19 protein-coding genes and 1 tRNA gene are annotated in these 19,903 nt (G+C 70.2%); 7 read left to right on the top strand and 13 right to left on the bottom strand.

What is annotated here, in order from left to right; genetic code table 11:
- Positions 1-5: 5 nt before the first annotated feature.
- Complete coding sequence (locus OG798_RS23760; protein ID WP_054237271.1) at positions 6-776, bottom strand: ABC transporter ATP-binding protein; 771 nt, start codon at positions 774-776, stop codon at positions 6-8.
- 413 nt (positions 777-1,189) lie between these two features.
- Here OG798_RS23760 and OG798_RS23755 point away from each other — a divergent pair.
- From OG798_RS23755 to OG798_RS23740, 4 genes are all read left to right on the top strand, one after another.
- Positions 1,190-1,272 (top strand) — tRNA-Leu (locus OG798_RS23755).
- A gap of 417 nt (positions 1,273-1,689) precedes the next feature.
- Positions 1,690-3,198 (top strand): hypothetical protein, encoded by a 1,509-nt coding sequence (locus OG798_RS23750; RefSeq protein ID WP_267062032.1) that lies wholly within the window; start codon positions 1,690-1,692, stop codon positions 3,196-3,198.
- Positions 3,199-3,447: 249 nt separating this feature from the next.
- A complete protein-coding gene (locus tag OG798_RS23745; protein WP_328757643.1) occupies positions 3,448-4,632 on the top strand; it encodes a 4-hydroxybenzoate 3-monooxygenase in 1,185 nt (394 codons plus the stop codon).
- 197 nt (positions 4,633-4,829) lie between these two features.
- Positions 4,830-5,708: a Bax inhibitor-1/YccA family protein gene (locus tag OG798_RS23740; protein WP_328757642.1), complete on the top strand. Its 879-nt coding sequence runs from the start codon at positions 4,830-4,832 to the stop codon at positions 5,706-5,708.
- Positions 5,709-5,815: 107 nt separating this feature from the next.
- On the opposite strand, the gene OG798_RS23735 is transcribed toward OG798_RS23740, so the two are convergent.
- A complete protein-coding gene (locus tag OG798_RS23735) occupies positions 5,816-6,046 on the bottom strand; it encodes a DUF4287 domain-containing protein (RefSeq protein ID WP_054237274.1) in 231 nt (76 codons plus the stop codon).
- 103 nt (positions 6,047-6,149) lie between these two features.
- On the opposite strand from OG798_RS23735, the gene OG798_RS23730 reads away from it, so the two are divergent.
- Positions 6,150-6,461 carry a hypothetical protein gene (locus tag OG798_RS23730; protein ID WP_079065410.1) on the top strand — a complete coding sequence of 104 codons (312 nt, stop codon included), beginning with the start codon at positions 6,150-6,152 and terminating at the stop codon, positions 6,459-6,461.
- A gap of 75 nt (positions 6,462-6,536) precedes the next feature.
- Here OG798_RS23730 and OG798_RS23725 read toward each other — a convergent pair whose 3' ends face one another.
- The 3 genes from OG798_RS23725 to OG798_RS23715 all read right to left on the bottom strand — a co-directional run bounded on the left by OG798_RS23725 (position 6,537) and on the right by OG798_RS23715 (position 10,205).
- Entirely contained in the window at positions 6,537-7,322 is a 786-nt protein-coding gene (locus OG798_RS23725; RefSeq protein ID WP_095858011.1) for a hypothetical protein, read from the bottom strand.
- A gap of 285 nt (positions 7,323-7,607) precedes the next feature.
- Positions 7,608-8,828 carry an acetyl-CoA C-acetyltransferase gene (locus OG798_RS23720; RefSeq protein WP_075027325.1) on the bottom strand — a complete coding sequence of 407 codons (1,221 nt, stop codon included), beginning with the start codon at positions 8,826-8,828 and terminating at the stop codon, positions 7,608-7,610.
- 351 nt (positions 8,829-9,179) lie between these two features.
- On the bottom strand, positions 9,180-10,205 hold the full coding sequence (locus OG798_RS23715) for an SGNH/GDSL hydrolase family protein (protein ID WP_177324017.1): 1,026 nt from the start codon (positions 10,203-10,205) through the stop codon (positions 9,180-9,182).
- A 143-nt stretch (positions 10,206-10,348) separates the two neighbouring features.
- Here OG798_RS23715 and OG798_RS23710 point away from each other — a divergent pair, with 143 nt between their 5' ends.
- Positions 10,349-11,743, top strand: coding sequence for a cystathionine beta-synthase (locus tag OG798_RS23710; RefSeq protein WP_054237278.1), 1,395 nt, complete (start codon positions 10,349-10,351; stop codon positions 11,741-11,743).
- Between the two features lie 459 nt (positions 11,744-12,202).
- On the opposite strand, the gene OG798_RS23705 is transcribed toward OG798_RS23710, so the two are convergent.
- The 4 genes from OG798_RS23705 to OG798_RS23690 form a co-directional block, all read right to left on the bottom strand.
- Positions 12,203-12,640, bottom strand: a complete 438-nt coding sequence (locus OG798_RS23705) for a hypothetical protein (RefSeq protein WP_095854247.1) — start codon at positions 12,638-12,640, stop codon at positions 12,203-12,205.
- Between the two features lie 98 nt (positions 12,641-12,738).
- Positions 12,739-13,407 carry a carbonic anhydrase gene (locus OG798_RS23700; protein ID WP_095854248.1) on the bottom strand — a complete coding sequence of 223 codons (669 nt, stop codon included), beginning with the start codon at positions 13,405-13,407 and terminating at the stop codon, positions 12,739-12,741.
- A gap of 131 nt (positions 13,408-13,538) precedes the next feature.
- The gene (locus tag OG798_RS23695; protein WP_095854249.1) at positions 13,539-14,051 is read right to left on the bottom strand and encodes a cysteine dioxygenase; all 513 of its coding nucleotides are present in this window, start codon (positions 14,049-14,051) and stop codon (positions 13,539-13,541) included.
- The gene (locus tag OG798_RS23690; RefSeq protein ID WP_267062029.1) at positions 14,048-14,947 is read right to left on the bottom strand and encodes an amidohydrolase; all 900 of its coding nucleotides are present in this window, start codon (positions 14,945-14,947) and stop codon (positions 14,048-14,050) included. The genes OG798_RS23695 and OG798_RS23690 overlap by 4 nt, the downstream gene beginning before the upstream one ends.
- Positions 14,948-15,132: 185 nt before the next feature.
- Here OG798_RS23690 and OG798_RS23685 point away from each other — a divergent pair, with 185 nt between their 5' ends.
- Positions 15,133-16,137: a LacI family DNA-binding transcriptional regulator gene (locus OG798_RS23685; protein WP_095854251.1), complete on the top strand. Its 1,005-nt coding sequence runs from the start codon at positions 15,133-15,135 to the stop codon at positions 16,135-16,137.
- A 411-nt stretch (positions 16,138-16,548) separates the two neighbouring features.
- Here OG798_RS23685 and OG798_RS23680 read toward each other — a convergent pair whose 3' ends face one another.
- The 4 genes from OG798_RS23680 to OG798_RS23665 are packed head-to-tail and all read right to left on the bottom strand — an operon-like array spanning position 16,549 to position 19,856.
- Positions 16,549-17,481, bottom strand: a complete 933-nt coding sequence (locus tag OG798_RS23680; RefSeq protein ID WP_095854253.1) for an ABC transporter substrate-binding protein — start codon at positions 17,479-17,481, stop codon at positions 16,549-16,551.
- Positions 17,482-17,495: 14 nt separating this feature from the next.
- Positions 17,496-18,167: an ABC transporter permease gene (locus OG798_RS23675; protein WP_075027332.1), complete on the bottom strand. Its 672-nt coding sequence runs from the start codon at positions 18,165-18,167 to the stop codon at positions 17,496-17,498.
- 1 nt (position 18,168) lies between these two features.
- Positions 18,169-18,810: an ABC transporter permease gene (locus OG798_RS23670; RefSeq protein WP_095854254.1), complete on the bottom strand. Its 642-nt coding sequence runs from the start codon at positions 18,808-18,810 to the stop codon at positions 18,169-18,171.
- On the bottom strand, positions 18,807-19,856 hold the full coding sequence (locus OG798_RS23665) for an ABC transporter ATP-binding protein (RefSeq protein WP_328757641.1): 1,050 nt from the start codon (positions 19,854-19,856) through the stop codon (positions 18,807-18,809). Before OG798_RS23665 ends, OG798_RS23670 begins: the two co-directional genes overlap by 4 nt.
- Positions 19,857-19,903: the final 47 nt, after the last annotated feature.

Here is a 19,903-nt window from a genome sequence, read left to right as displayed (position 1 = left end):
CTCGGTCAGCTGGTGCGGCCCTTGGCGTCGAACTGCTTCATGCGGTCCAGGACGGAGTCCGCCGTCGGTCCGTACACCTCGTCCACGATCCGTCCGTCCGCGAGGAAGACCACGCGGTCCGCGTACGCCGCCGCCACCGGGTCGTGGGTCACCATCACCACGGTCTGCCCCAACTCCCGTACCGAGTTGCGCAGGAAGCCCAACACCTCCGCACCCGAGCGCGAGTCGAGGTTCCCGGTCGGCTCGTCGCCGAAGATGATGTCGGGCCGGGAGGCGAGCGCGCGGGCGACGGCGACGCGCTGCTGCTGGCCGCCGGAGAGCTGGGAGGGCCGGTGGCTGAGGCGGTCGGAGAGACCGATCATCGTGATGACCTTGTCCAGCCACTCGCGGTCGGGCTTGCGGCCCGCGATGTCCATCGGGAGGGTGATGTTCTCCAGGGCCGTCAGCGTCGGCAGCAGGTTGAACGCCTGGAAGATGAAGCCGATCTTGTCCCGGCGGAGCTTGGTGAGCTGCTTGTCCTTGAGGGAGCCGAGCTCGGTCTCCCCGATGCGCACGGAGCCGGAGGAGAAGGTGTCGAGGCCCGCCACGCAGTGCATCAGCGTGGACTTGCCGGACCCCGAGGGGCCCATGATCGCGGTGAACTCGGCCTGCCGGAAGTCGACGGAGACCCGGTCGAGGGCGACCACCTGGGTCTCGCCCTGTCCGTAGACCTTCGACAGTTCCGTGGCGCGGGCGGCCACGGTGGTGGCCCGGTCGGCGAGGGGCGTGCTGGTCACGGGAGGGTGCTCCTGTCGGGACGACGGCGTTTCTGGGGACGTGTCCCATCCTCGCGGCCGTTCGGCGCCTCGGAGTCAGCCGCTGTTCCGGTTCCGGGGGCAGCCTCGGGTCGGACCGCGGACGGTCTTGTCATACCTGGGGATGAGGGCGCGCCCTGAGTGCTCCCTGAGTGCTTCCCGAGCGCCGTCCGGGTACGACTCCTGCGGGTGCGTCCGTTCGGACGGTGAAATTCCGTCATTCCGTATACGCGGGTCTGTGCCGCCCGAAAGGCTATTGGCAAGTGCGGATGGCCCGTACCGGGGGCTGATGCACCCTCAGACGTCAATAAAATAAGACAACATCGGTTCGCTCGCCCACTGTTCGAGGGATGCGCCCCGATAGGCTCGGATCCTCAATGCGGAGCCCATGGCCTGCCCGGATGGTGGAATGCAGACACGGCGAGCTTAAACCTCGCTGCCCCTCGCGGGCGTACCGGTTCAAGTCCGGTTCCGGGCACCTCCTCTCATATGACACCTGAACTGACAAAACGGCAGAAGGCCCCATACCTCTTTCGTGTCGCGGGAACACCGCGGGAACGCATCGCGTTCGTCCTTCACCTCGACGGCCGCCGTTTCGCGGGTTCCTGGAATCGCGTCGACCGCGACCTGGTCGCGGCGAAATGGAGCCCCCGGCGGCGAGGCGCTCCCGCTGCCGCGCGCCGTCGTCGCCAACGGCGACTTCGAGCAGTGCCGACGGTTCCACGTCCACCGTGAACACCGGCGCATCAGCGCGACGCTCTTCAGGGGCAACTCGGCATCGCGGCATGACCGTTCGAGCTTCGCCCACAGGAAAAAACACGGCCCTTATGATCTCCATCTGACATGTCATGTTCCGAACGGAGGCATACTCCGTTCATCCGATGGAAGGGTGCGTGTGGCACTCATACGGACACTCAGACCGCTGGCGGTCCTCGCGGCGACGGCAGCCCTGTTCGGCGGGCTCACGGTGCAGGCCGCGACCGCGGACGATCCCGTGGTGTCGAAACTGACCCTGGGCGCCGACCAGTTCAAGATGACCGACACGAGCTACGAGTCGGCCACGAACAACCTCTACAACAACGTCCTGACGAACCACGTCGACCTCACGGACGTCGTCACCACCGACTTCACGAAGAACTCGTCCGGGGCCACCGACACCTGGATGAATCTGCGTTCCATGCGCGCGTGCGCCGGCGACGAGACGAAGGCGCTGCCGCCGGTGACCAAGAAGGTCGCCTGGTGCTGGTCCTCGGCGCATGCCGACGACAACACGCCGCGCTGGTTCCCGCAGGGCATGAGCACCACCGGAACCGCCGACGGGGGTGACGGCGCCATCCAGGGCAAGCACGTCACAGCGGTCGCCTGGCACTACAAGACGTTCAAGACCGACTCGGCCGGCGACCTCGAGGCCAACGACGGCTGCAAGACGAACAACCTGCTCAAGCTCACCTTCATCGACAGGGACACCGGCAAGTACCGCCACGTCCTGCTCGCCGAGCCGACCAGCACCTCGTCCAGCGCCTCGAACTTCAAGTTCGTCACCGGTCACGGCGGCGGCATCGCCTGGTACGCGAACTACATCTACGTCACCGACACGGCCCACGGCATCCGGGTCTTCGACATCAACAAGATGGCGAAGGTCGACACCTATGGCTCCGGCCTCAACTCGTACGGGGTCAGCGGCGGCACGTCCAGCGCCTGCGGTTACCCGTACGTGCTGCCCGAGGTGCACTACTACCAGCAGTCGGGCACGCCGGACTCGTGCGCTACCGACGCGGGCGACGGCACGCCCGACGCGCAGCAGCTCTGCTACTCCTGGCTCTCCCTCGACAAGACCGGCGGCAGCCCCTACAAGCTGGTCACGGGCGAGTGGTACGGCTCGGCGGCAGGCGCCCGCGTGGTGCGCTACCAGCTCAACCCGACGAGCGCCTCGACCTACCCGGGGCTGCTGAACATGTCCGGCGGCAAGACCGTGATCCAGGACGCCTACACGCTCCCCGGCTACTGGGGTCTGCAGGGCGGCATGACCTGGACCGACAGCGCCGGCCTGCTGAACTTCGCCTTCAGCAAGGGCTGCGGCACCAAGCCCGCGGTGTTCTCCCACACCTGGGTGGGTGACACCCGGGCTGTGACCAGCTGCGCCTCCGGCGGCAACTGGGCGGTCGGCTCGCCGCAGGCCCTCAGCTACTGGCCAAAGCTCGACGCCACCCAGGTGGACGAGCTGTGGGGGCTGACGGAGGGCATCTGCGCCGGCACCTCGCTGCGGGCCTCGTACCCGTACGAGTTCCCGGCCGTCTCCGAGAACGGCAACGCCTGCGACGGCTACAACGGTACGGACAATCTGTCGCTCCGCTCGGTCTTCGCCGTCGGTTTCACCGACTCGGCTGTCCAGAACCTGCATTGACGTACGGCGGGCACGCCTGACGCACACCGGGGCGGGACCCGGACCCAGGCGCCGCCCGGCGCTCCGGGCCCGCTCCGGATTTCTTCGTGAACCGTTGACAGTGAGCGTGTGCGATCGGAGACTTCTGCGAAGATGGTGAAGTAAATTTCACCAGACGAACAAGCTGGGCAAGACGAGCAACAACCGTGCGGCGGAGTCGAACACCGCGAACACGTCGTGGGTTGAGCGGAACACGAAGGGGTGTGCCGGATGCGTACCACCGTCGGAATCATCGGAGCCGGGCCGGCCGGCCTGCTGCTGGCGCGGTTGCTGCACAACGCGGGGATCGACTCCGTCGTGCTGGAGAGCCGCGACCGGGCGTACGTCGAGCAGCGCCAGCGCGCCGGGATCCTGGAGCAGGGGACGGTGGACGTGCTGCGGGCCGCCGGGGCCGGTGGGCGGATGGACCGGGAGGGGCTGCGGCACGACGGGATCGAGCTGCGGTTCGCGCGGGAGCGGCACCGGGTCGACTTCCCCGCCCTGACCGGCGGCAGGTCCGTGATGGTGTACGCCCAGACGGAGGTCTGCAAGGACCTCATCGCGCTCCAGATCGAGGAGGGCGGCCCGCTGCTCTTCGAGGCCGAGGCGCTGGCGGTGGAGGGGGTGGAGAGCGAGCGGCCACGGGTCCGCTTCCGGCGCGAGGGGCACGAGGGGCACGAGGACGTGCTGGAGTGCGATTACGTCGTCGGCTGCGACGGGTTCTGGGGGGTGGCCCGGCGGGCGATACCCGCCGAGCACTCCCGTGTATTCGAACGGACGTACCCCTTCGGCTGGCTCGGGATCCTCGCCGACGTGCCGCCCTCCCACGACGAACTGGTCTACGCCCGCCACGACCGCGGCTTCGCCCTGCTCAGCATGCGCTCGCCCGCCGTCTCCCGGCTCTACCTCCAGGTGCCCGAGGGCACGGACGCCGGTTCGTGGGCGGACGAGGAGATCTGGGACGAGCTGGAGCGGCGCTTCGAGACCGCGGACGGGTGGAGTCTGGAGCGCGGAACCATCACCTCCAAGTCCGTCACCCCGATGCGCAGTCACGTCCACGAGCCCATGCGGCACGGGCGGCTCTTCCTCGCCGGGGACGCCGCCCACATCGTTCCGCCGACCGGCGCCAAGGGACTGAACCTCGCCGTCGGCGACGTGGTGACGTTCGCCCGCGCGTTGGTCCACCTGGAGGAGACCGGATCGGCGGAACGTCTCGACGCGTACTCCGAGACCTGTCTGCGCCGCGTCTGGCAGGCCGAGCGGTTCTCGTACGACATGACCACCCTGCTGCACCGCGCCCCGGACGCGACCCCCTTCGAGGACCGCGTCCAGTTGGCCCGGCTGCGCCGTATCGCCACCTCGCGGGCGGCCGAGACGGACCTGGCGGAGGGTTACACCGGGTTTCCTCTGGACTGATCGCCGCAGAGTGCCGAGACCCCGCCAGGCAGGGCGTAAGGGGCCTGTCACGGCTTGGTACCAGTGCGCGCGGGCCGGGAGACACACGCGTACCTTGGCAGCGTGAGGGAAAGATCCTCCCCAAGCAGTAGGGTCAATCCTTTGCCTACCCATTACCCTTGAGCCAAGGCTACGCACGGTGGCCATGGAGGAGTGAAATGAGGAGCAGCAACCCGGTCTTCTCGCGACGGGGGTTCAGCCGCGACAACGGCTACGCGGGATTCAACGCGGCGCCGCAGGCCGGGGGACCCGCTGTCGGCACGCAGGCCAATCCGTACGCGCAGGGTGGCAACCCCTACGCGCAGAACCCTTACGCCCCGCAGGACCTCCAGCAGGGTGCCCCGCCGCAGGCCCCGGTCTCCACCGGCCGGATGACGATGGACGACGTCGTCATGCGCTCGGCCATGACGCTCGGCACCGTCACTGTGGGCGCGATCCTCGCCTGGGCGCTGCTTCCGGTGTCCAGCACCAGCTATGGGCTCGCCATCGGCGCCGCGCTCGTCGCGTTCGTCCTCGCGATGGTGCAGTCCTTCAAGCGCACGGCCTCGCCCGCGCTGATCCTCGGTTACGCCGCCTTCGAGGGCGTCTTCCTCGGGGTCATCAGCGAGATGTACAACAGCCGGTGGAGCGGCGCGCCCTTCCAGGCCGTGCTCGGCACCATGGCGGTATCCGGAGCGACCCTCCTCGTCTACAAGGCGGGCTGGGTCCGGGTGACCGCGCGGTACGCGCGCATCGGTATGACCATCGCGATCGCCTTCGTGGTCGTCACGGCGGTCAACCTGCTGCTCGTCGTCTTCGGCGTAGCCAACGACGGCGGACTGCGCAGCATGGGCCCGCTGGGCGCGATCGTCGGCATCCTGTCGATCCTGATCGGCGCGTTCTTCCTGACCCTCGACTTCAAGCAGATCGAGGACGGCATCGCGTACGGCGCGCCGAAGGAGGAGGCCTGGCTGGCCGCGTTCGGCCTGACCATGACCCTCGTGTGGATCTACGTCGAGATGCTGCGGCTGGTCGCCATCTTCAGCGGCGACGACTAGTCGACCCCGCCGGCCGAACGGGCCGGTGACCGACCTGAAGGGCCCGCGAACCGACGGTTCGCGGGCCCTTTGCCATGGGGATGCCTGGTCCTGGTGGTGGTGCGCGCTCAGAGCAGTTTGCGCGCGGCCCTCCTCAAGTCGTACTCATGAATGATCGCCTTGGCGTGGCCGTACGCGAGGTTGTGCTCGGCGCGGAGCCAGCTGACCTTCTCCTCGAAGCGGAAGAGAGCGGGGCCTTCGTCGACGGTGCGCAGCCAGTCGGACACTTCACGACCGGTGCAGTGGGGAATGCGGGCGAGCAGATTGCGGTGGGTCTCCTGGGAGAACACTTGGGACATCGGCGCCTCCGGACGCAATGGGGTGTAAGCCGGTCCTTCACGCCACGGTGCCTGAGGGTTCGGTTGTTGGCAACAGTCCCGTCGCGGCGCGTAGTCTCGCGGCGTGCTTGATACGACGCCGCTGACCCGAGCCGTGGACCACTTCGCCGACCGGTTGCGGGCCGCACCGCAGAGCCGGCTGCAACGGGGGGCCGCCGCGGAGGCGCTGGGGCTGGCCAGGGAGTTGGCACGGTGGGCGCAGCGTGTGGAGGACCCCGCGGCTGAGCCCTTGGAGATGCCGGACGCGGGGATGTTCGCCGTCGCCGATCAAATCACCGTCGCGGCGCACGATTTGGCGGTCGTCCTGAGGGACGAGGGGGAGCTCGCGGAGGCGTTGATGTTGGTGGAGGAGGCGCAGAAGAGAGCCGGGGTGTGAAGCCGGTACAGGGCCCCGCAGGGACCTACAGGGACCTAGGGACCTAGGGACCTAGGGACCTAGGGACCTAGGGACCTACAGGGACGCTATGACCCTGTCCGCCAGGATGTAGATGCTCTCCTCGCCGCAGGCGAAGGTCAGGGCGTAGGCGCCGGAGACGCCGGAGCCGCCGAGGAGGACCGCGGATTCGCCGGCGCGCAGGGCCGCGGCCAGCCGTTCCGCGGTTTCGCGGTGGCCGGGGGTCATGCACAGGGTCGTACCGTCGGCGAAGACGTAGACGTCGAGGGTGCCGAGCGGGCCGGGGCGGACGTCCGCCAGCTCCGTGCGGGACTCGGCGAGCTCCTCCAGGCAGGACACCGTGCGCTCGTGGTCGTTCACGACGGGTGACTGGACCGGGACGAAGTCCGGGTGCGAGGGGTGACGGCGGCGGGCCGCGGCCAGTTCGGGCGAGTCACCCGCGTACTCGTCGGCGTCGAGGCCCGCCTCGGTGACCGGCTCCAGGGGTTCCAGGCTCAAGAAGTCCGCCTCGCGGGGCATGAACAGTTCGCTGTCGGGCAGACCGAGTAGCGAGGGCGCGTCCGAGGCGTCACGCGCCTCCTGGGCGGCCCAGAACGCCCGTGCCTCGGCGAGCTCCCGCTCCCGCTCCTCGGCGAGCGCCTCGGCGACGGCAGCGCGTATCTCGTCCGTGTCCGCGGCCGAGCGCGCCGCAGGTACGAGGCCGTGCGTGAGGGCCGTGGCGCGGCTCTCGGCCAGCTCGTTGTGCAGGGCCGCGATCTGCCGGCGCAGACCCTGCAGGGTGCGCAGAACGGCGACGCCCACGGCCGCGGTCGCGGCGGTGGTGAGCAGCAGAGCAATTGGCATGGCGCTCACTGACGTACTCCCGGTTCAAAGTCGACCCCCCGACTTCCTACATCAGCTTGAAGGGCGGACCATCCCGTTGTCAGTGCGTAACGTCACGAATGGGACAGGACTTTGGCCCCGGGGTTTAGTCGCGCAGTGGCTCTGACCTGCGTAAATCGCTCTCGAAGGGGAGATAGGTCACATCTTGGGGGGGATTGGATCACAAATCGGCCCAGAGTCCCGGTGGTTACTGGGCTCTGGGCCGATTCGGTCACGCTGGGCTCAGCGTTGGTCACCCGTGCGGAACTAGCTGAGGCGCTCGATGACCATCGCCATGCCCTGGCCGCCGCCCACACACATCGTCTCCAGGCCGAACTGCTTGTCGTGGAACTGGAGGGAGTTGATCAGCGTGCCGGTGATGCGGGCGCCGGTCATGCCGAAGGGGTGGCCGACGGCGATGGCGCCGCCGTTCACGTTCAGCTTCTCCAGCGGGATGTTCAGGTCGCGGTAGGAGGGGATCACCTGGGCGGCGAAGGCCTCGTTGATCTCGAAGAGGTCGATGTCGTCGACGGTCAGGCCGGCGCGCTGGAGGGCCTGCTTGCTGGCCTCCACCGGGCCGAGGCCCATGATCTCGGGCGAGAGGCCGGTGACGCCGGTCGACACGATGCGGGCGAGCGGGGTGAGGCCGAGCTCGCGGGCCTTGGTGTCGGACATGATCACGAGGGCGGCGGCGCCGTCGTTGAGGGGGCAGCAGTTGCCGGCCGTGACCATGCCGTCGGGGCGGAAGACGGGCTTGAGGCCCTGGACGCCCTCCAGCGTCACGCCCGCGCGCGGGCCGTCGTCCTTGCTGACGACCGTGCCGTCGGGGGTGGTGACCGGGGTGATCTCGCGCTCCCAGAAGCCGTTCTTGATGGCTTCCTCGGCGAGGTTCTGGGAGCGGACGCCGAACTCGTCCATGTCCTGGCGGGTGACGCCCTTGATGCGGGCGAGGTTCTCGGCGGTCTGGCCCATCGCGATGTAGGCGTCCGGGACGAGGCCGTCCTCGCGCGGGTCGTGCCAGGTCGAGCCCTCGGACTGGGCCACGGCCTCGGTGCGGGCCTCGGCCTCCGCGAAGAAGGGGTTGCGCGTGTCGGGGAGGGAGTCGGAGTTGCCCTTGGTGAAGCGGGAGACCAGCTCGACGCCGGCCGAGATGAAGACGTCGCCCTCGCCGGCCTTGATGGCGTGCAGGGCCATGCGGCTCGTCTGGAGGGACGAGGAACAGTAACGGGTGATGGTGCAGCCCGGGAGGTGGTCCATGCCCATCTGCACGGCGACGATGCGGCCGAGGTTGTTGCCCTGCTCGCCGCCGGGGAGGCCGCAGCCGAGCATCAGGTCGTCGATGTCCTTGGGGTCCAGCTCGGGGACCTTGGCGAGGGCGGCCTGAATGATCGTGGCGGTGAGGTCGTCCGGGCGGAGGTCCTTGAGGGAGCCCTTGAAAGCGCGGCCGATGGGGGAACGGGCGGTCGAGACGATCACGGCTTCGGGCATCACGGCTCCATGGGCGCTATGGGGTGGACAGGCAGGGCTGCTTGGGAAGTTACCCGCCCGTACCGCCCGGGTCACCGCTCCGACGGTGTGACTAGGACCGCATTTCTAAGCGCTTGCTTTCCTCACCTCGGTTGCTGGAGCCATCCAGAGGCACGGGATTCCGGGGCGCAGCCCCGCCCTGAGGGGCACGGGGAACTGCGCGACCAGCTCCCACCGGCCGGTAGCCGAAGAGCGTCGGGCGGACGCAAGATCCGGGCGCAGCCCGCCCTGGGGGGCGCGGGGAACTGCGCGACCAGCCCCCACGCGCCCGCAGCGGCAGGACACCCCCCTCACCCCCCGGCGCCCGCCGCCTCACGCGGACGGCGTCGGCGCGGGAGCCGGGTCCGTGGCGGGGACACGCCGGCGCCGACGGCGCTTGAGGAGGGCCCACGGGCCCCGCGGCCCCGTGGGCATGGCGGCCGTGACCTCCGTGCCCGGCTCGGACGCCGCCTCCGCCGCGGCCCGCGCGACCGGCAGGAAGCCCTCGCGACGGGAGACGTCCGGGCGTTCCTCCTCGGCCGGCCAGAGGCCCAGCGCCGCACAGACGGTGGGAAGGACGGCCATCGCCGCCGTCGCGTACCCCTCCGCCGAGGGGTGGTAGTTGTCGGGGCCGAACAGCTCGCGCGGATTCGCCTCGAACTCGGGCCCCAGCAGATCGCCCAGCGAGACCGTACGGCCGCCCTGCTCGACCGTGCCGATGGTCTGCGCGGCGGCGAGCTGGCGCGAGGCGCGGCGGGCCAGCCAGCGCAGCGGCTGCTGGACCTGCTCCACCGTGCCCAGGTCGGGGCAGGTCCCGACGACCACCTCGGCCCCCGCCGTACGCAGCCGTCGCACCGCGGCCGACAGATGGCGGACCGACCGCGTCGGCGGCATCCGATGGGTGACATCGTTGGCGCCGATCATGATCACGCAGACGTCCGGCACCCGCGAGGTGTCCGCGAGGGCGACCGCGACCTGCCGGTCGAGGTCGTCGGACTGGGCGCCGGGCAGTGCGACATTGCACATCTCCACGGGGCGCTCGGCGACCGCCGCGAGCCCGGACGCCAGCAGCGCGCCGGGCGTCTGGCGGGCCCGGTGCACGCCCTGCCCGGCCGCCGTCGAGTCACCCAGCATCGTCAGCCGCAGCGGCGGCCCGTCCTGCACGGCGTACGCGTACCCGTAGAGACCGTCGGCGCGGGGCGCGTGCGCGTGCCCGTTGCCCACATGGCGCTTCGCCAGCTGCACCTCGGCCAGTACCACTCCGACCGCCGCGGCACCCACTAACCCGATCCCGCCGCCGCCGTACGCGGCGCCCGCCGCGATCCGCCGTGCCACCCTCGCCCTCGACAAGCTCGACATACGTCGCCGCCACCTCCTTGTAGCCGTACAAACACTGCTTGCCCCGTGGAGCAGGTCGGCCAATCTCAACGGCGAGTGAACCGTCACCCAGGGCCTTAGGCTGACGGGACCATTCCTGTTAAAACGCAGCTCCGGAGACAACGGTGCAATTCCACGACTCGATGATCAGTCTCGTCGGCAACACCCCGCTGGTGAGGCTCAACAACGTGACCGCAGGCATCCAGGCGACCGTCCTGGCGAAGGTTGAGTACTTCAACCCCGGCGGGTCCGTGAAGGACCGCATCGCCCTGCGCATGATCGAGGCCGCGGAGGAGAGCGGCGCCCTCAAGCCCGGCGGCACGATCGTCGAGCCCACCAGCGGAAACACCGGGGTCGGGCTGGCCATCGTGGCCCAGCAGAAGGGCTACAAGTGCATCTTCGTCTGCCCCGACAAGGTGAGCACTGACAAGATCAACGTGCTGCGCGCGTACGGCGCCGAGGTCGTCGTCTGCCCCACGGCCGTCGACCCGGAGCACCCGGACTCGTACTACAACGTCTCCGACCGGCTGGTCCGTGAGACGCCCGGCGCCTGGAAGCCCGACCAGTACTCCAACCCGAACAACCCCCTCTCGCACTATCACTCCACCGGCCCCGAGCTGTGGGAGCAGACGGAGGGGAGGATCACCCATTTCGTGGCGGGCGTCGGCACCGGCGGCACGATCTCCGGGACCGGGCGCTATCTGAAGGACGCGAGCGACGGCAAGGTCAAGGTCGTCGGCGCCGACCCGGAGGGGTCCGTGTACTCGGGCGGGTCCGGGCGGCCGTATCTCGTCGAGGGCGTCGGTGAGGACTTCTGGCCGACAGCGTACGACCGTACGGTCGCGGACGAGATCGTGGCCGTGTCCGACAAGGACTCCTTCCAGATGACGCGGCGGCTCGCGAAGGAGGAGGGGCTGCTCGTCGGCGGCTCCTGCGGGATGGCCGTGGTCGCCGCGCTGCGGGTGGCCGAGCGGCTCGGACCCGACGACGTCGTGGTCGTGCTCCTCCCCGACAGCGGGCGCGGTTACCTCAGCAAGATCTTCAACGACGAGTGGATGGCCGACTACGGGTTCCTGGAGGACTCCGGCCCGAGCGCGCGCGTCGCGGACGTGCTCAACGACAAGGTGTCCGGCGCCATCCCCTCCCTCGTCCACATGCACCCGGACGAGACGGTCGGCGAGGCCATCGAGGTGCTGCGCGAGTACGGCGTCTCGCAGATGCCGATCGTCAAGCCGGGCGCGGGGCACCCGGACGTGATGGCCGCCGAGGTCGTCGGGTCCGTCGTCGAACGGGAGCTGCTCGACGCCCTGTTCACCCAGCGGGCCTCGTTGCAGGACCCGCTGGAGAAGCACATGTCGGCGCCGCTGCCGCAGGTCGGCTCCGGCGAACCGGTCGGCGACCTGATGTCCGTGCTCGGCAGCGCCGACGCGGCGATCGTGCTCGTCGAGGGCAAGCCCACCGGTGTCGTCAGCCGCCAGGACCTGCTGTCCTTCCTCGCCAAGGGCGGCGCCAAGCAGTAGGCGCCGACGGGCCGCCCGCGGGCAAGAAGGCGCCGGTCGGGGCGATTTCCGCAGGTGGCAGGAGGATATTTCCTGAAGTTCCCCTCCTGAGCGGGATCTTCCTGTCTTTCGGCAGGGAACTTCGCGGAAGTGGTACGAGCGCGTCACGTCCGCGCAGCACCCGCTTAACACGGGTCCGGCACATTAGTGGGTGTCGGCAGGGCGGGAGCGGCTCCCCGCCCCGGCCGACGCCAAAACGGCGCCAAGGACCTCCGGAGCGGCTCCCGGACCTCCATGGACGCCACGGACGCGCAAGCCCGGCCCTGACCCGGCCCGCGTCCCTCGCGGGGACCGCCGTCGTCCCGCCCCCCGGTAACGGGGGTGCGGCGGTCTCCGCGCAACACGTGAGAAGGGCCCGGCACCAGTCAGGTGCCGGGCCCTTTCCCGTGTGTACGCCGCGATCCACCGACGCTCCAGGCCCTAGTCCTCCCAGTCGGAGTCCGACCTGCCCCTGCGGCGGCCGAAGAAGTTCGGGGTGACGCGCGCGGCCTGGACCACGTTGACGCCCACGATGCCGGCCCAGGCGACCATCAGGCCGGGCAGATGCGCCGCGCCGCCGCCGATCGCCGACAGCGGGACCGCCAGGACCAGCGACACGATCCCGAATCCGAAGCGCTCCCCCCACGAGTCGGTAGTCCCCTGCGGGGAGCGCGTACCGCGGGCCACCACCATCTGCTGCTCGGCCAGCTGCCGCCGTACCCGGCGGTCCACCGCGCCGTCGACACGCTGTTCGACCTTCTCCAGGAACGAGTCGACGAGCGCGGACTCGTACTCCTCGCCCAACTCCCTGCGCGCGTGCAGGGTGGCGTCGAGTTCCTTCTTCAGTTCGGCGTCGCCGCCCGCTTCCCTACCGGTCATGCTGTTCACGTTACGGAGCGACGACCCCCGTGGCACTGGGGATAGCCCCCCTGTTGGGGCTGGGCTGCACCCCCGACCCGACATCCGCCGGACAGGCCCTAGGGGAGGAGAGTGACCAGGCTGGAGTCGAGGTCGAAGCGGGCGGCGGCCACATGCGCCGTGGTGAAGGCCGGATCCGCCCGGATCGCGTCCCGGACCCAGGCCGCGTGTGCCCGCACGGTGTGGTCGGCCCAGTCCCCGGGAACCGCCCGGGTACGGAGCGCCGCGGGCGTGATCTCGTCCACCAGAAGGGCGAGATGGCCGGGCACGGGTGGTGCCCCGGTACGGAGGTGTTCGAGCGTCGCCGCCACGGCCCCGCAGCGCTCGTGCCCCAGCACCAGCACGAGGGGAACGCCCAGCTCCTCCACCCCGTACTGGACGGATGCGAGGACCGCCTCGTCGAGCACCTGCCCGGCGGTCCTTATGCAGAGCAGGTCCCCGATCCCCTGGTCGAAGACCAGCTCGGGCGGGACACGGGAGTCGATGCAGCCGACGACGACCGCGAACGGGTGCTGCCCGGCGGCGAGGACATGCCGCCGGGCGCGCTCCTCGTGGGGATGACGGGGCTGCCCGGCGGCGTACCGCCGGTTGCCCGCGAGAAGTTCGTCGAGCGCCGCGCGGGCGGTCGCCGGCCGGGAGCGGGGCGCGGCGACGGCCGGGGTCGACGCGGTGGTGGTCAGTACGGAGGCGGTAGTCGCCGCCAGAAAGGCCCTGCGGTTCGGGGGCATGACGCTCCCTCAGGAGTTGTGCTTGTAACGCTCATTCACCGTACGCACACATGCACTCACCCTGAGTGTCGATTTAATGATCCTTGGTCGAATCGTCGTCGGATCATCGCTGCCGCGATACCGCCCCTTGATCAGGCGGCGGAGCTGTCCACGGGAAGGTCCAGGGGGCGCAGTTCGTCCGCGTACGAGACGGAGATCCGGCGCATCAGGCCGTCCTCGGTGATGTCGTACTGGCCCAGGCGCCACAGCGGCGGCGAGTACGCGTGGATCGACACCGCGTCGTCGGTGGCGCCGGTCAGGCGGTGGATGTGCTCGGGGCCGAAGCAGAAGGACTCGCCCGCGCCGACGGTGACGGACGGATGGCTGCCGCCGATGCGCGGGTTGGACTCGGTCAGCGAGCCCTGCACGACGCCGACCGCGCCGGAGGATATGTCGTGGTCGTGCCAGCCGGTGTCGTTGCGCCGGGTCCAGCACAGCAGCCAGACGTCGACGTACTCGTCGCGGTACAGAGACGCGTAGTGCCGCTCCTCGTCGGAGAACGCGACCTGTTCGCGCCAGAGTTCGGGGCGGGTGGCGAGGTCGTCGACGAGGGCCTGGAGCTCGCGCTTGTCGAGCGTGCGGTCCGGCAGGGCCTCGTACGTCATGGGGTGGCTCCCTTCAGGAGGCGGGCGGGGTTGACGGTGCGCAGGGCGTGGACGGCGGCGGCCGCGCCGAGGTCGGGGACGGTGGGCGAGGCGTAGGGGCGGTCGCTGCCGCTGACGACCACGTCGATGCCGACGGCCCGCACGAGCGCGTCCACGGCGCGCGTCCCGTACGAAGAGGTCTCGTAGAAGGCGTCGAAGTCGACCTCGCCCCGCCCGCCGCCGCGCGCCGCGAACCGTTCGCCGTGCAGCGGGGCGAGTCCGGCGAGGGCGGCGAAACAGACGCGCAGGCGGGGGTGGCGGGGGCGGCCGAAGGCGCGGAAGGCGAACCAGGACGCGTGCATCTGGTGGACGTACGGGACCAGCGCGGGCCACCAGGGCGGGGTGCCGGGAGTGGGCGGGGCCGTGCCCGGGTGGACGAACAGCGGCTTGTCGTGGCGGGTGAGGACATCGAGGAGGGGTGCGCAGAAGTCCCAGCCGGCCGCGTCCAGCAGGGCGGTGGCGGGGAGTTGGAGGCCTGCGCAGCCCCGGCGGAGTTCGCGCTCGACCGCGTCCGGGGCTGTTTCCGGTTCCGACAGGCAGGGTGAGGCCCAGACGCCGAAGGGGGCCGGGAGCGCGAGGGCGCCGTCGTGGAAGGCGGCGAGCAGCGGGGCGGCCTCGGCGGGCGGCAGGTGTTCGATGCCGAGCGGGCTGGAGAGGGAGACCAGGGCCAGGTCCAGGCCGTCGGCGTGGGCGAGTGCGGTGCGGGCCGCGACGTCGTGGTCGGCCGGGTCGACCTCGTACGGCGGCTCGCCCGCCAGGTGCAGGGTCCAGCCGTCGAGGTACGGCGGTGCGGTGCGGGTGCGCAGCAGCTCGACGAAGGCGGGCGGCCAGATGTGCTGGTGGACGTCGGTGGGCACGCGGCGGTCCTCGGGTCCTCGGTCTTCGGGGAGGGATGGGGTGGGCTGACTGGTCTGAGCATGGTTAACCGCTTCACTTATGCGGTTAACTTAAACGGTTAACAAGCCTTTCTGTCAACCATGCGCCCCTGGGTGGAGGGCGCCGCATGCCCACGATGCGGACGTGTCCCGGTAGGCTTCCCGGCATGGCCAGGCCCAATAAGCGCACCACCCTCCGGGAGGTGGCCGAGGCCACTGGTCTCTCCACCGCCGCCGTCTCCTACGCCCTGCGTGGCAAGCACGTCTCGAAGGAGACGGAGGAGCGGGTGCGCAAGGCCGCCGCCGAGCTCGGCTACGAGGCCGACCCCATCGCCCGCGCCCTCGCCAGCGGGCGCACCAGCATGGTCGGGGTCCTCGCGGGCGACCTCCAGGACCTCTGGCAGCAGCAGCTGATGGCCGCCATCGGCCGGGAGCTGCTGGCCGGTGACCGCTACGCGCTGATCCTCGACGCGGGCGGTGACCCCGACCGTGAGCTGAAGCTCGCCAAGCAGCTGCGCGACCAGCGTGTCGACGCGTTGCTGGTGTCGCCGGTGAATCCCTCGGCCGAGGGGTGGGCGGCGATCGCCGACGCGTTGCCGGTGGTGGCCGTCGGGGACTCGCTCAGCACGGCCCGTACCGCCGGGCAGGTCATCTTCGACAACCGGGCCGGCATCGATTCCGTCCTGGAATATCTGTACGGGCTCGGCCACCGCCGGGTGACCGTGCTGACCCCGACCCGGCCGAGCACGCCCGACCGGCCCGCCGACGTGTACGTCCGCGAGGCCGCCGAACGGCTCGGGCTGCGTGCCGAACTGGTTCCGTGCCCGCAGGAGTTGGGCGAGGCCACGGTCGTCGCCCGACGCCTTCTGGACGGGCCCCGGCCCGCGACCGCCGTCTTCTGCTTCTCCGACTCGCTGGCGTACGGGGTGTACGCCGCCGCCGCCGAGGCCTCGCTCTCCGTCGGCCGGGACGTCTCGGTGGTCGGCTTCGACGACCACCCCGTGTCCCGGGTCCTCACCCCACCGCTGACCACGGTGGACTGGGGTCTCTCGGAGATCGCCGCGGAGGCGGCACGTCTGACCGTCGCGGCGATCGAGGGGAAACGGGTCCGGAAGAAGCGGATCCTTTGCGCGCCGAGGATGAGCGAACGGGGCTCAGCGGTCCGGGTATAGCCCCACAGGGTCCTCGCCCCCGCCGCCCCTACCCGTCCCATCCCTACCTGGGGACTCCGCCCCCAGACCCCCGCACGGCCTGAACGGCCTCGTCCTCAAACGCCGGACGGGCTGAAGATGCGGACCGGGACGAGAGAGACACGACCTCCGACCTCGCCCCTGAAGGGGTGCCGGGGCGCAGCCCCGTGCCCCAGGGGCGCGGGGAACTGCGCGACCAGCCCCCGCCGGGCGGCAGCCGAACGACTACAGGCAACCGGGGATCCGGGGCGCAGCCCCGGCTCCCGGCCTCGCTCTGGAACGCCGGTCGGCCCAAGGCTTTTAGGGGCGCGGGGAACTGCGCGACCAGCCCCCGCCCACCCGCAGCCGAAGAACCCATCCACTGGGGCTGGGTCGTAGCCCCGAGGGAGGGGATCACGTCAGCTTCTTGCTCTTCAGCCAGGTGTTGGCGACCGCGTCCGGGTCCTTCTTCTCCTTGTCCACCAGGCGGTTGAGCTTGGTCAGTTCCTCGGAGGTGAGGACGTTGCCGAGGGTGGCCAGGGCCTTGCGGACCTTCGCGTCGGCCTTGCGGGAGGCGATGAGGGGGACGATGTGCTGGGAGGGGATCAGGTTGAGGGGGTCGGTGAGGACGACCCAGCCGTTCTCGATGACGTCCACGTCCGTGGTGAAGACGTTGGCGACGTCGATGTCGCCCTTCTTCAGGGCGCCCTTGACCAGCGGGCCCGAGGAGTCGAGGGACTTGAACTCCTTGAACTCCACCCCGTAGCGGTCCTTGAGGCCCACGACACCGACGACCCGCTTCTTCATCTCGGCGGCGGCACCCAGGACCAGTTTGCCGTTGGCCTTGCGCAGGTCGGCGAGGGAGGTCAGACCGTACTTGGCCGCCGTCTCCTTGGTGACGGCGAAACTGTCGCGGTCCTCGGCCGCCGCGTAGGGGAGAACCTCGAGGCCGCTGGGGAGCACGGTCGTCAGCGTGTTCTGCATCGCGCCGGCCTCGGTGTCCGTGGCCTTGTCGTCCAGGTACAGGAGCAGGCTGCCCTGGTATTCGGGGAGGAGATCGATGTCGCCGCCCTCCAGCGCGGGCACGACGATCTCGCGTGAGCCGAGGTTGGGGCGGACCTTCGTCTTGATGCCCGCGGCGCCCAGGACACCCGCGTACAGGTAGCCGAGGATCTGGTTCTCGCTGAAGTTGGCGGTGCCGATGGTCACGCCGCCGGCGCTGGATCCGGAGCCGCCGCCGCTGCCGGCGCCGGAACTGTCCAGCGAGGTGATGCCGCTGCTGCAGGCGGCCAGGGCGGGGACGGAGGCCGCGGCGAAGAGGCCGCCGAGCAGAGTCCTACGGTTCATGGTTCTTCGGCTCCTCAGTGGGCGGCGGTACGGCGGTGACGGAACAGGTAGCGCTGGAGTCCGGCCAGCGCGAGGTCGAGCACGACGGCGACGATCGCGACCAGCGCCGCCCCGCCGAGGACCTGGACGAGGTCGCGCTGCGCCAGGCCGTCGAAGACGTACCGGCCGAGGCCGCCGAAGCTGACGTACGCGGCGATCGTGGCGGTGGACACCACCTGGATGAGGGAGAGGCGCAGGCCCGTCATGATCAGGGGGAGGGCGAGCGGGATCTCGACCTGGAAGAGGACCTGGTGGCCGCGCATGCCCTGGCCCCGCGCCGCGTCCTTCACCTCCGGGTCGACGGCGCTCATGCCGGCGTAGGTGTTGGTGACGATGGCCGGTACCGCGAGGACGACCAGGGCCACGTACACCGACCACAGCGACAGGCCGCTGACCAGGAAGACCAGGACGACCAGGCCCACGGTCGGCAGCGCCCGGCCGAAGGAGGACAGGTTGATGGCGAGGAAGGCGCCCTTGCCGGTGTGACCGATCAGCAGGCCGAGCGGGAGCGCGATCGCGGCCGCGATGAGGGTGGCGAAGAGCGAGTACTCCAGGTGCTCGGCGATCCGGTGCGCGATGCCGTCGGTGCCGGCCCACTGATCGCCGCTGACCAGCCACTTGGCGAGGTTCTTGAAGAGTTCGTACATGTCAGGCTCGCCGCCTCGTCCACGGAGTGAGTACGTACTGGACCGCGACCAGCAGCGCGTCCGCGACCAGCGCGAGCAGCAGGGTCAGGACCACGCCGACGATCACCGGCGTCGGGAAGTTGCGCTGGAAGCCGTCCGTGAAGAGCTGGCCGAGTCCGCCGTCGCCGATGTAGGTGGCGACGGAGACCAGGGAGATCGACATGACCGTCGCGATCCGTACGCCCGCCATGATCACGGGGAGGGCGAGCGGGAGTTCGACGGTGAGCAGGGTCCGCAGCGGGCGGGTGCCCATCGCCTTGGCGGCTTCCTTGGTCTTCACGGGGACCGAGTCGAGGCCCTCGACCGTGTTCCGGAGCAGGACGACCAGGGTGTAGACCGTCAGGCCGATGACCGTGGTGGTGCGGGTCAGGCCGCTCACCGGGAGCAGGAGGACGAAGATCGCGATCGACGGGATCGTGAAGAGGACGTTCGAGAGGCCGAGGAGCACGCCGCGCAGGGCGCGCACCCGGTGGGCCACGACGGCCAGCGGGAGGGAGATCAGCAGGCCGAAGAAGACGGCCAGCAGCGCGGCCTGGAGGTGGGAGAGGGCGAGGGAGGTGAGGTCGTGGGTGTGGTCGCCTATCCAGGACCAGTCGACGGTCATATCGCCACGCTCGCGGTGCCGTGGGTGCCGTGCGCCTTGCTCGCGTGCTCGTGGATGTCGTCGCGGGAGGTGACGCCGGTGAGCGCGCCCTCGGTGTCTACACGTGCCACCAGTCCGGTGGGCGAGGCGATGGACTCGTTGAGCGCCGCCAGCAGGGAGTCGGTGTCCTCGAGCGGCCGTACGGGGAGTTCGGCGTCGTCCGCCGTCGCGCGCCAGTGCCGCGGCTTGCGGGCCTCGTCGAGGACGAGGGTCCAGGCGCCGCCCTCGGGGGCCGGGCCCTGCGGTACGTCGGCGAGGTGCTGGAGCGAGAGGAGCTTCAGGCCCCGCTCGGCGCCGAGGAAGTCGGCGACGAAGTCGTCCGCGGGGCGGGCGAGCAGGTCGGCCGGGGTCGCGCACTGCACCAGATGGCCGCCGGTGCGGAAGATCGCGATCTGGTCGCCGAGCCGGACGGCCTCGTCGATGTCGTGAGTGACGAAGACGATGGTCTTGTTGAGCTCCTTCTGGAGGCGGAGCAGCTCGTCCTGGAGCTGGGTGCGCACGACCGGGTCGACCGCGCCGAAGGGCTCGTCCATGAGCAGGACGGGCGGGTCGGCGGCGAGCGCGCGGGCCACGCCGACGCGCTGCTGCTGGCCGCCGGAGAGCTGGTGCGGGTAGCGCTTGCCGGCGTCGGCGGCGAGGCCGACGGTCTCCAGGAGCTCGGCCGCCCGCGCCCTGGCCTTCTTGCGGCCCCAGCCCAGCAGCAGCGGCACGGTGGCGATGTTGTCGAGCACCGTGCGGTGCGGGAAGAGGCCGGCCTGCTGGATGACGTACCCGATGGAGCGGCGCAGTTCGGCCGCGTCCTGTTCGAGGACGTCCTTGCCGCCGACGCGGATGGTGCCGGAGGTCGGATCGACCATCCGGTTGATCATCCGGAGGGTGGTGGTCTTACCGCAACCGGAAGATCCGACGAGGACGGTCACGCCGCCTTCCGGCATCTCCAGAGAGAGGTCGTGGACTGCGGTGGTGCCGTTGGGGAAGCGCTTGTGGACCGTGTCGAACTGGATCATGAGGTGTCCCTTGCCCGGTCTGCATATCGTCATGCAGAGTTCTCTGT

It is taken from the genome of Streptomyces sp. NBC_00271 (assembly GCF_036178845.1).
Taxonomy (GTDB): domain Bacteria; phylum Actinomycetota; class Actinomycetes; order Streptomycetales; family Streptomycetaceae; genus Streptomyces.
This window is presented reverse-complemented; position numbering and strand designations above follow the sequence as displayed.

What these genes read in the sequence shown, in the direction of transcription:
- OG798_RS23695 (WP_095854249.1), bottom strand. Translation starts at nt 14,051, where the DNA reads ATGACGTACGAGGCCCTGCCGGACCGCACGCTCGACAAGCGCGAGCTC.
- OG798_RS23725 (WP_095858011.1), bottom strand. Translation starts at nt 7,322, where the DNA reads ATGCCAATTGCTCTGCTGCTCACCACCGCCGCGACCGCGGCCGTGGGC.
- OG798_RS23675 (WP_075027332.1), bottom strand. Translation starts at nt 18,167, where the DNA reads ATGTACGAACTCTTCAAGAACCTCGCCAAGTGGCTGGTCAGCGGCGAT.
- OG798_RS23700 (WP_095854248.1), bottom strand. Translation starts at nt 13,407, where the DNA reads ATGCCCCCGAACCGCAGGGCCTTTCTGGCGGCGACTACCGCCTCCGTA.
- OG798_RS23745 (WP_328757643.1), top strand. Translation starts at nt 3,448, where the DNA reads ATGCGTACCACCGTCGGAATCATCGGAGCCGGGCCGGCCGGCCTGCTG.
- OG798_RS23680 (WP_095854253.1), bottom strand. Translation starts at nt 17,481, where the DNA reads ATGAACCGTAGGACTCTGCTCGGCGGCCTCTTCGCCGCGGCCTCCGTC.
- OG798_RS23665 (WP_328757641.1), bottom strand. Translation starts at nt 19,856, where the DNA reads ATGATCCAGTTCGACACGGTCCACAAGCGCTTCCCCAACGGCACCACC.
- OG798_RS23670 (WP_095854254.1), bottom strand. Translation starts at nt 18,810, where the DNA reads ATGACCGTCGACTGGTCCTGGATAGGCGACCACACCCACGACCTCACC.
- OG798_RS23735 (WP_054237274.1), bottom strand. Translation starts at nt 6,046, where the DNA reads ATGTCCCAAGTGTTCTCCCAGGAGACCCACCGCAATCTGCTCGCCCGC.
- OG798_RS23715 (WP_177324017.1), bottom strand. Translation starts at nt 10,205, where the DNA reads ATGTCGAGCTTGTCGAGGGCGAGGGTGGCACGGCGGATCGCGGCGGGC.
- OG798_RS23705 (WP_095854247.1), bottom strand. Translation starts at nt 12,640, where the DNA reads ATGACCGGTAGGGAAGCGGGCGGCGACGCCGAACTGAAGAAGGAACTC.
- OG798_RS23740 (WP_328757642.1), top strand. Translation starts at nt 4,830, where the DNA reads ATGAGGAGCAGCAACCCGGTCTTCTCGCGACGGGGGTTCAGCCGCGAC.
- OG798_RS23720 (WP_075027325.1), bottom strand. Translation starts at nt 8,828, where the DNA reads ATGCCCGAAGCCGTGATCGTCTCGACCGCCCGTTCCCCCATCGGCCGC.
- OG798_RS23685 (WP_095854251.1), top strand. Translation starts at nt 15,133, where the DNA reads ATGGCCAGGCCCAATAAGCGCACCACCCTCCGGGAGGTGGCCGAGGCC.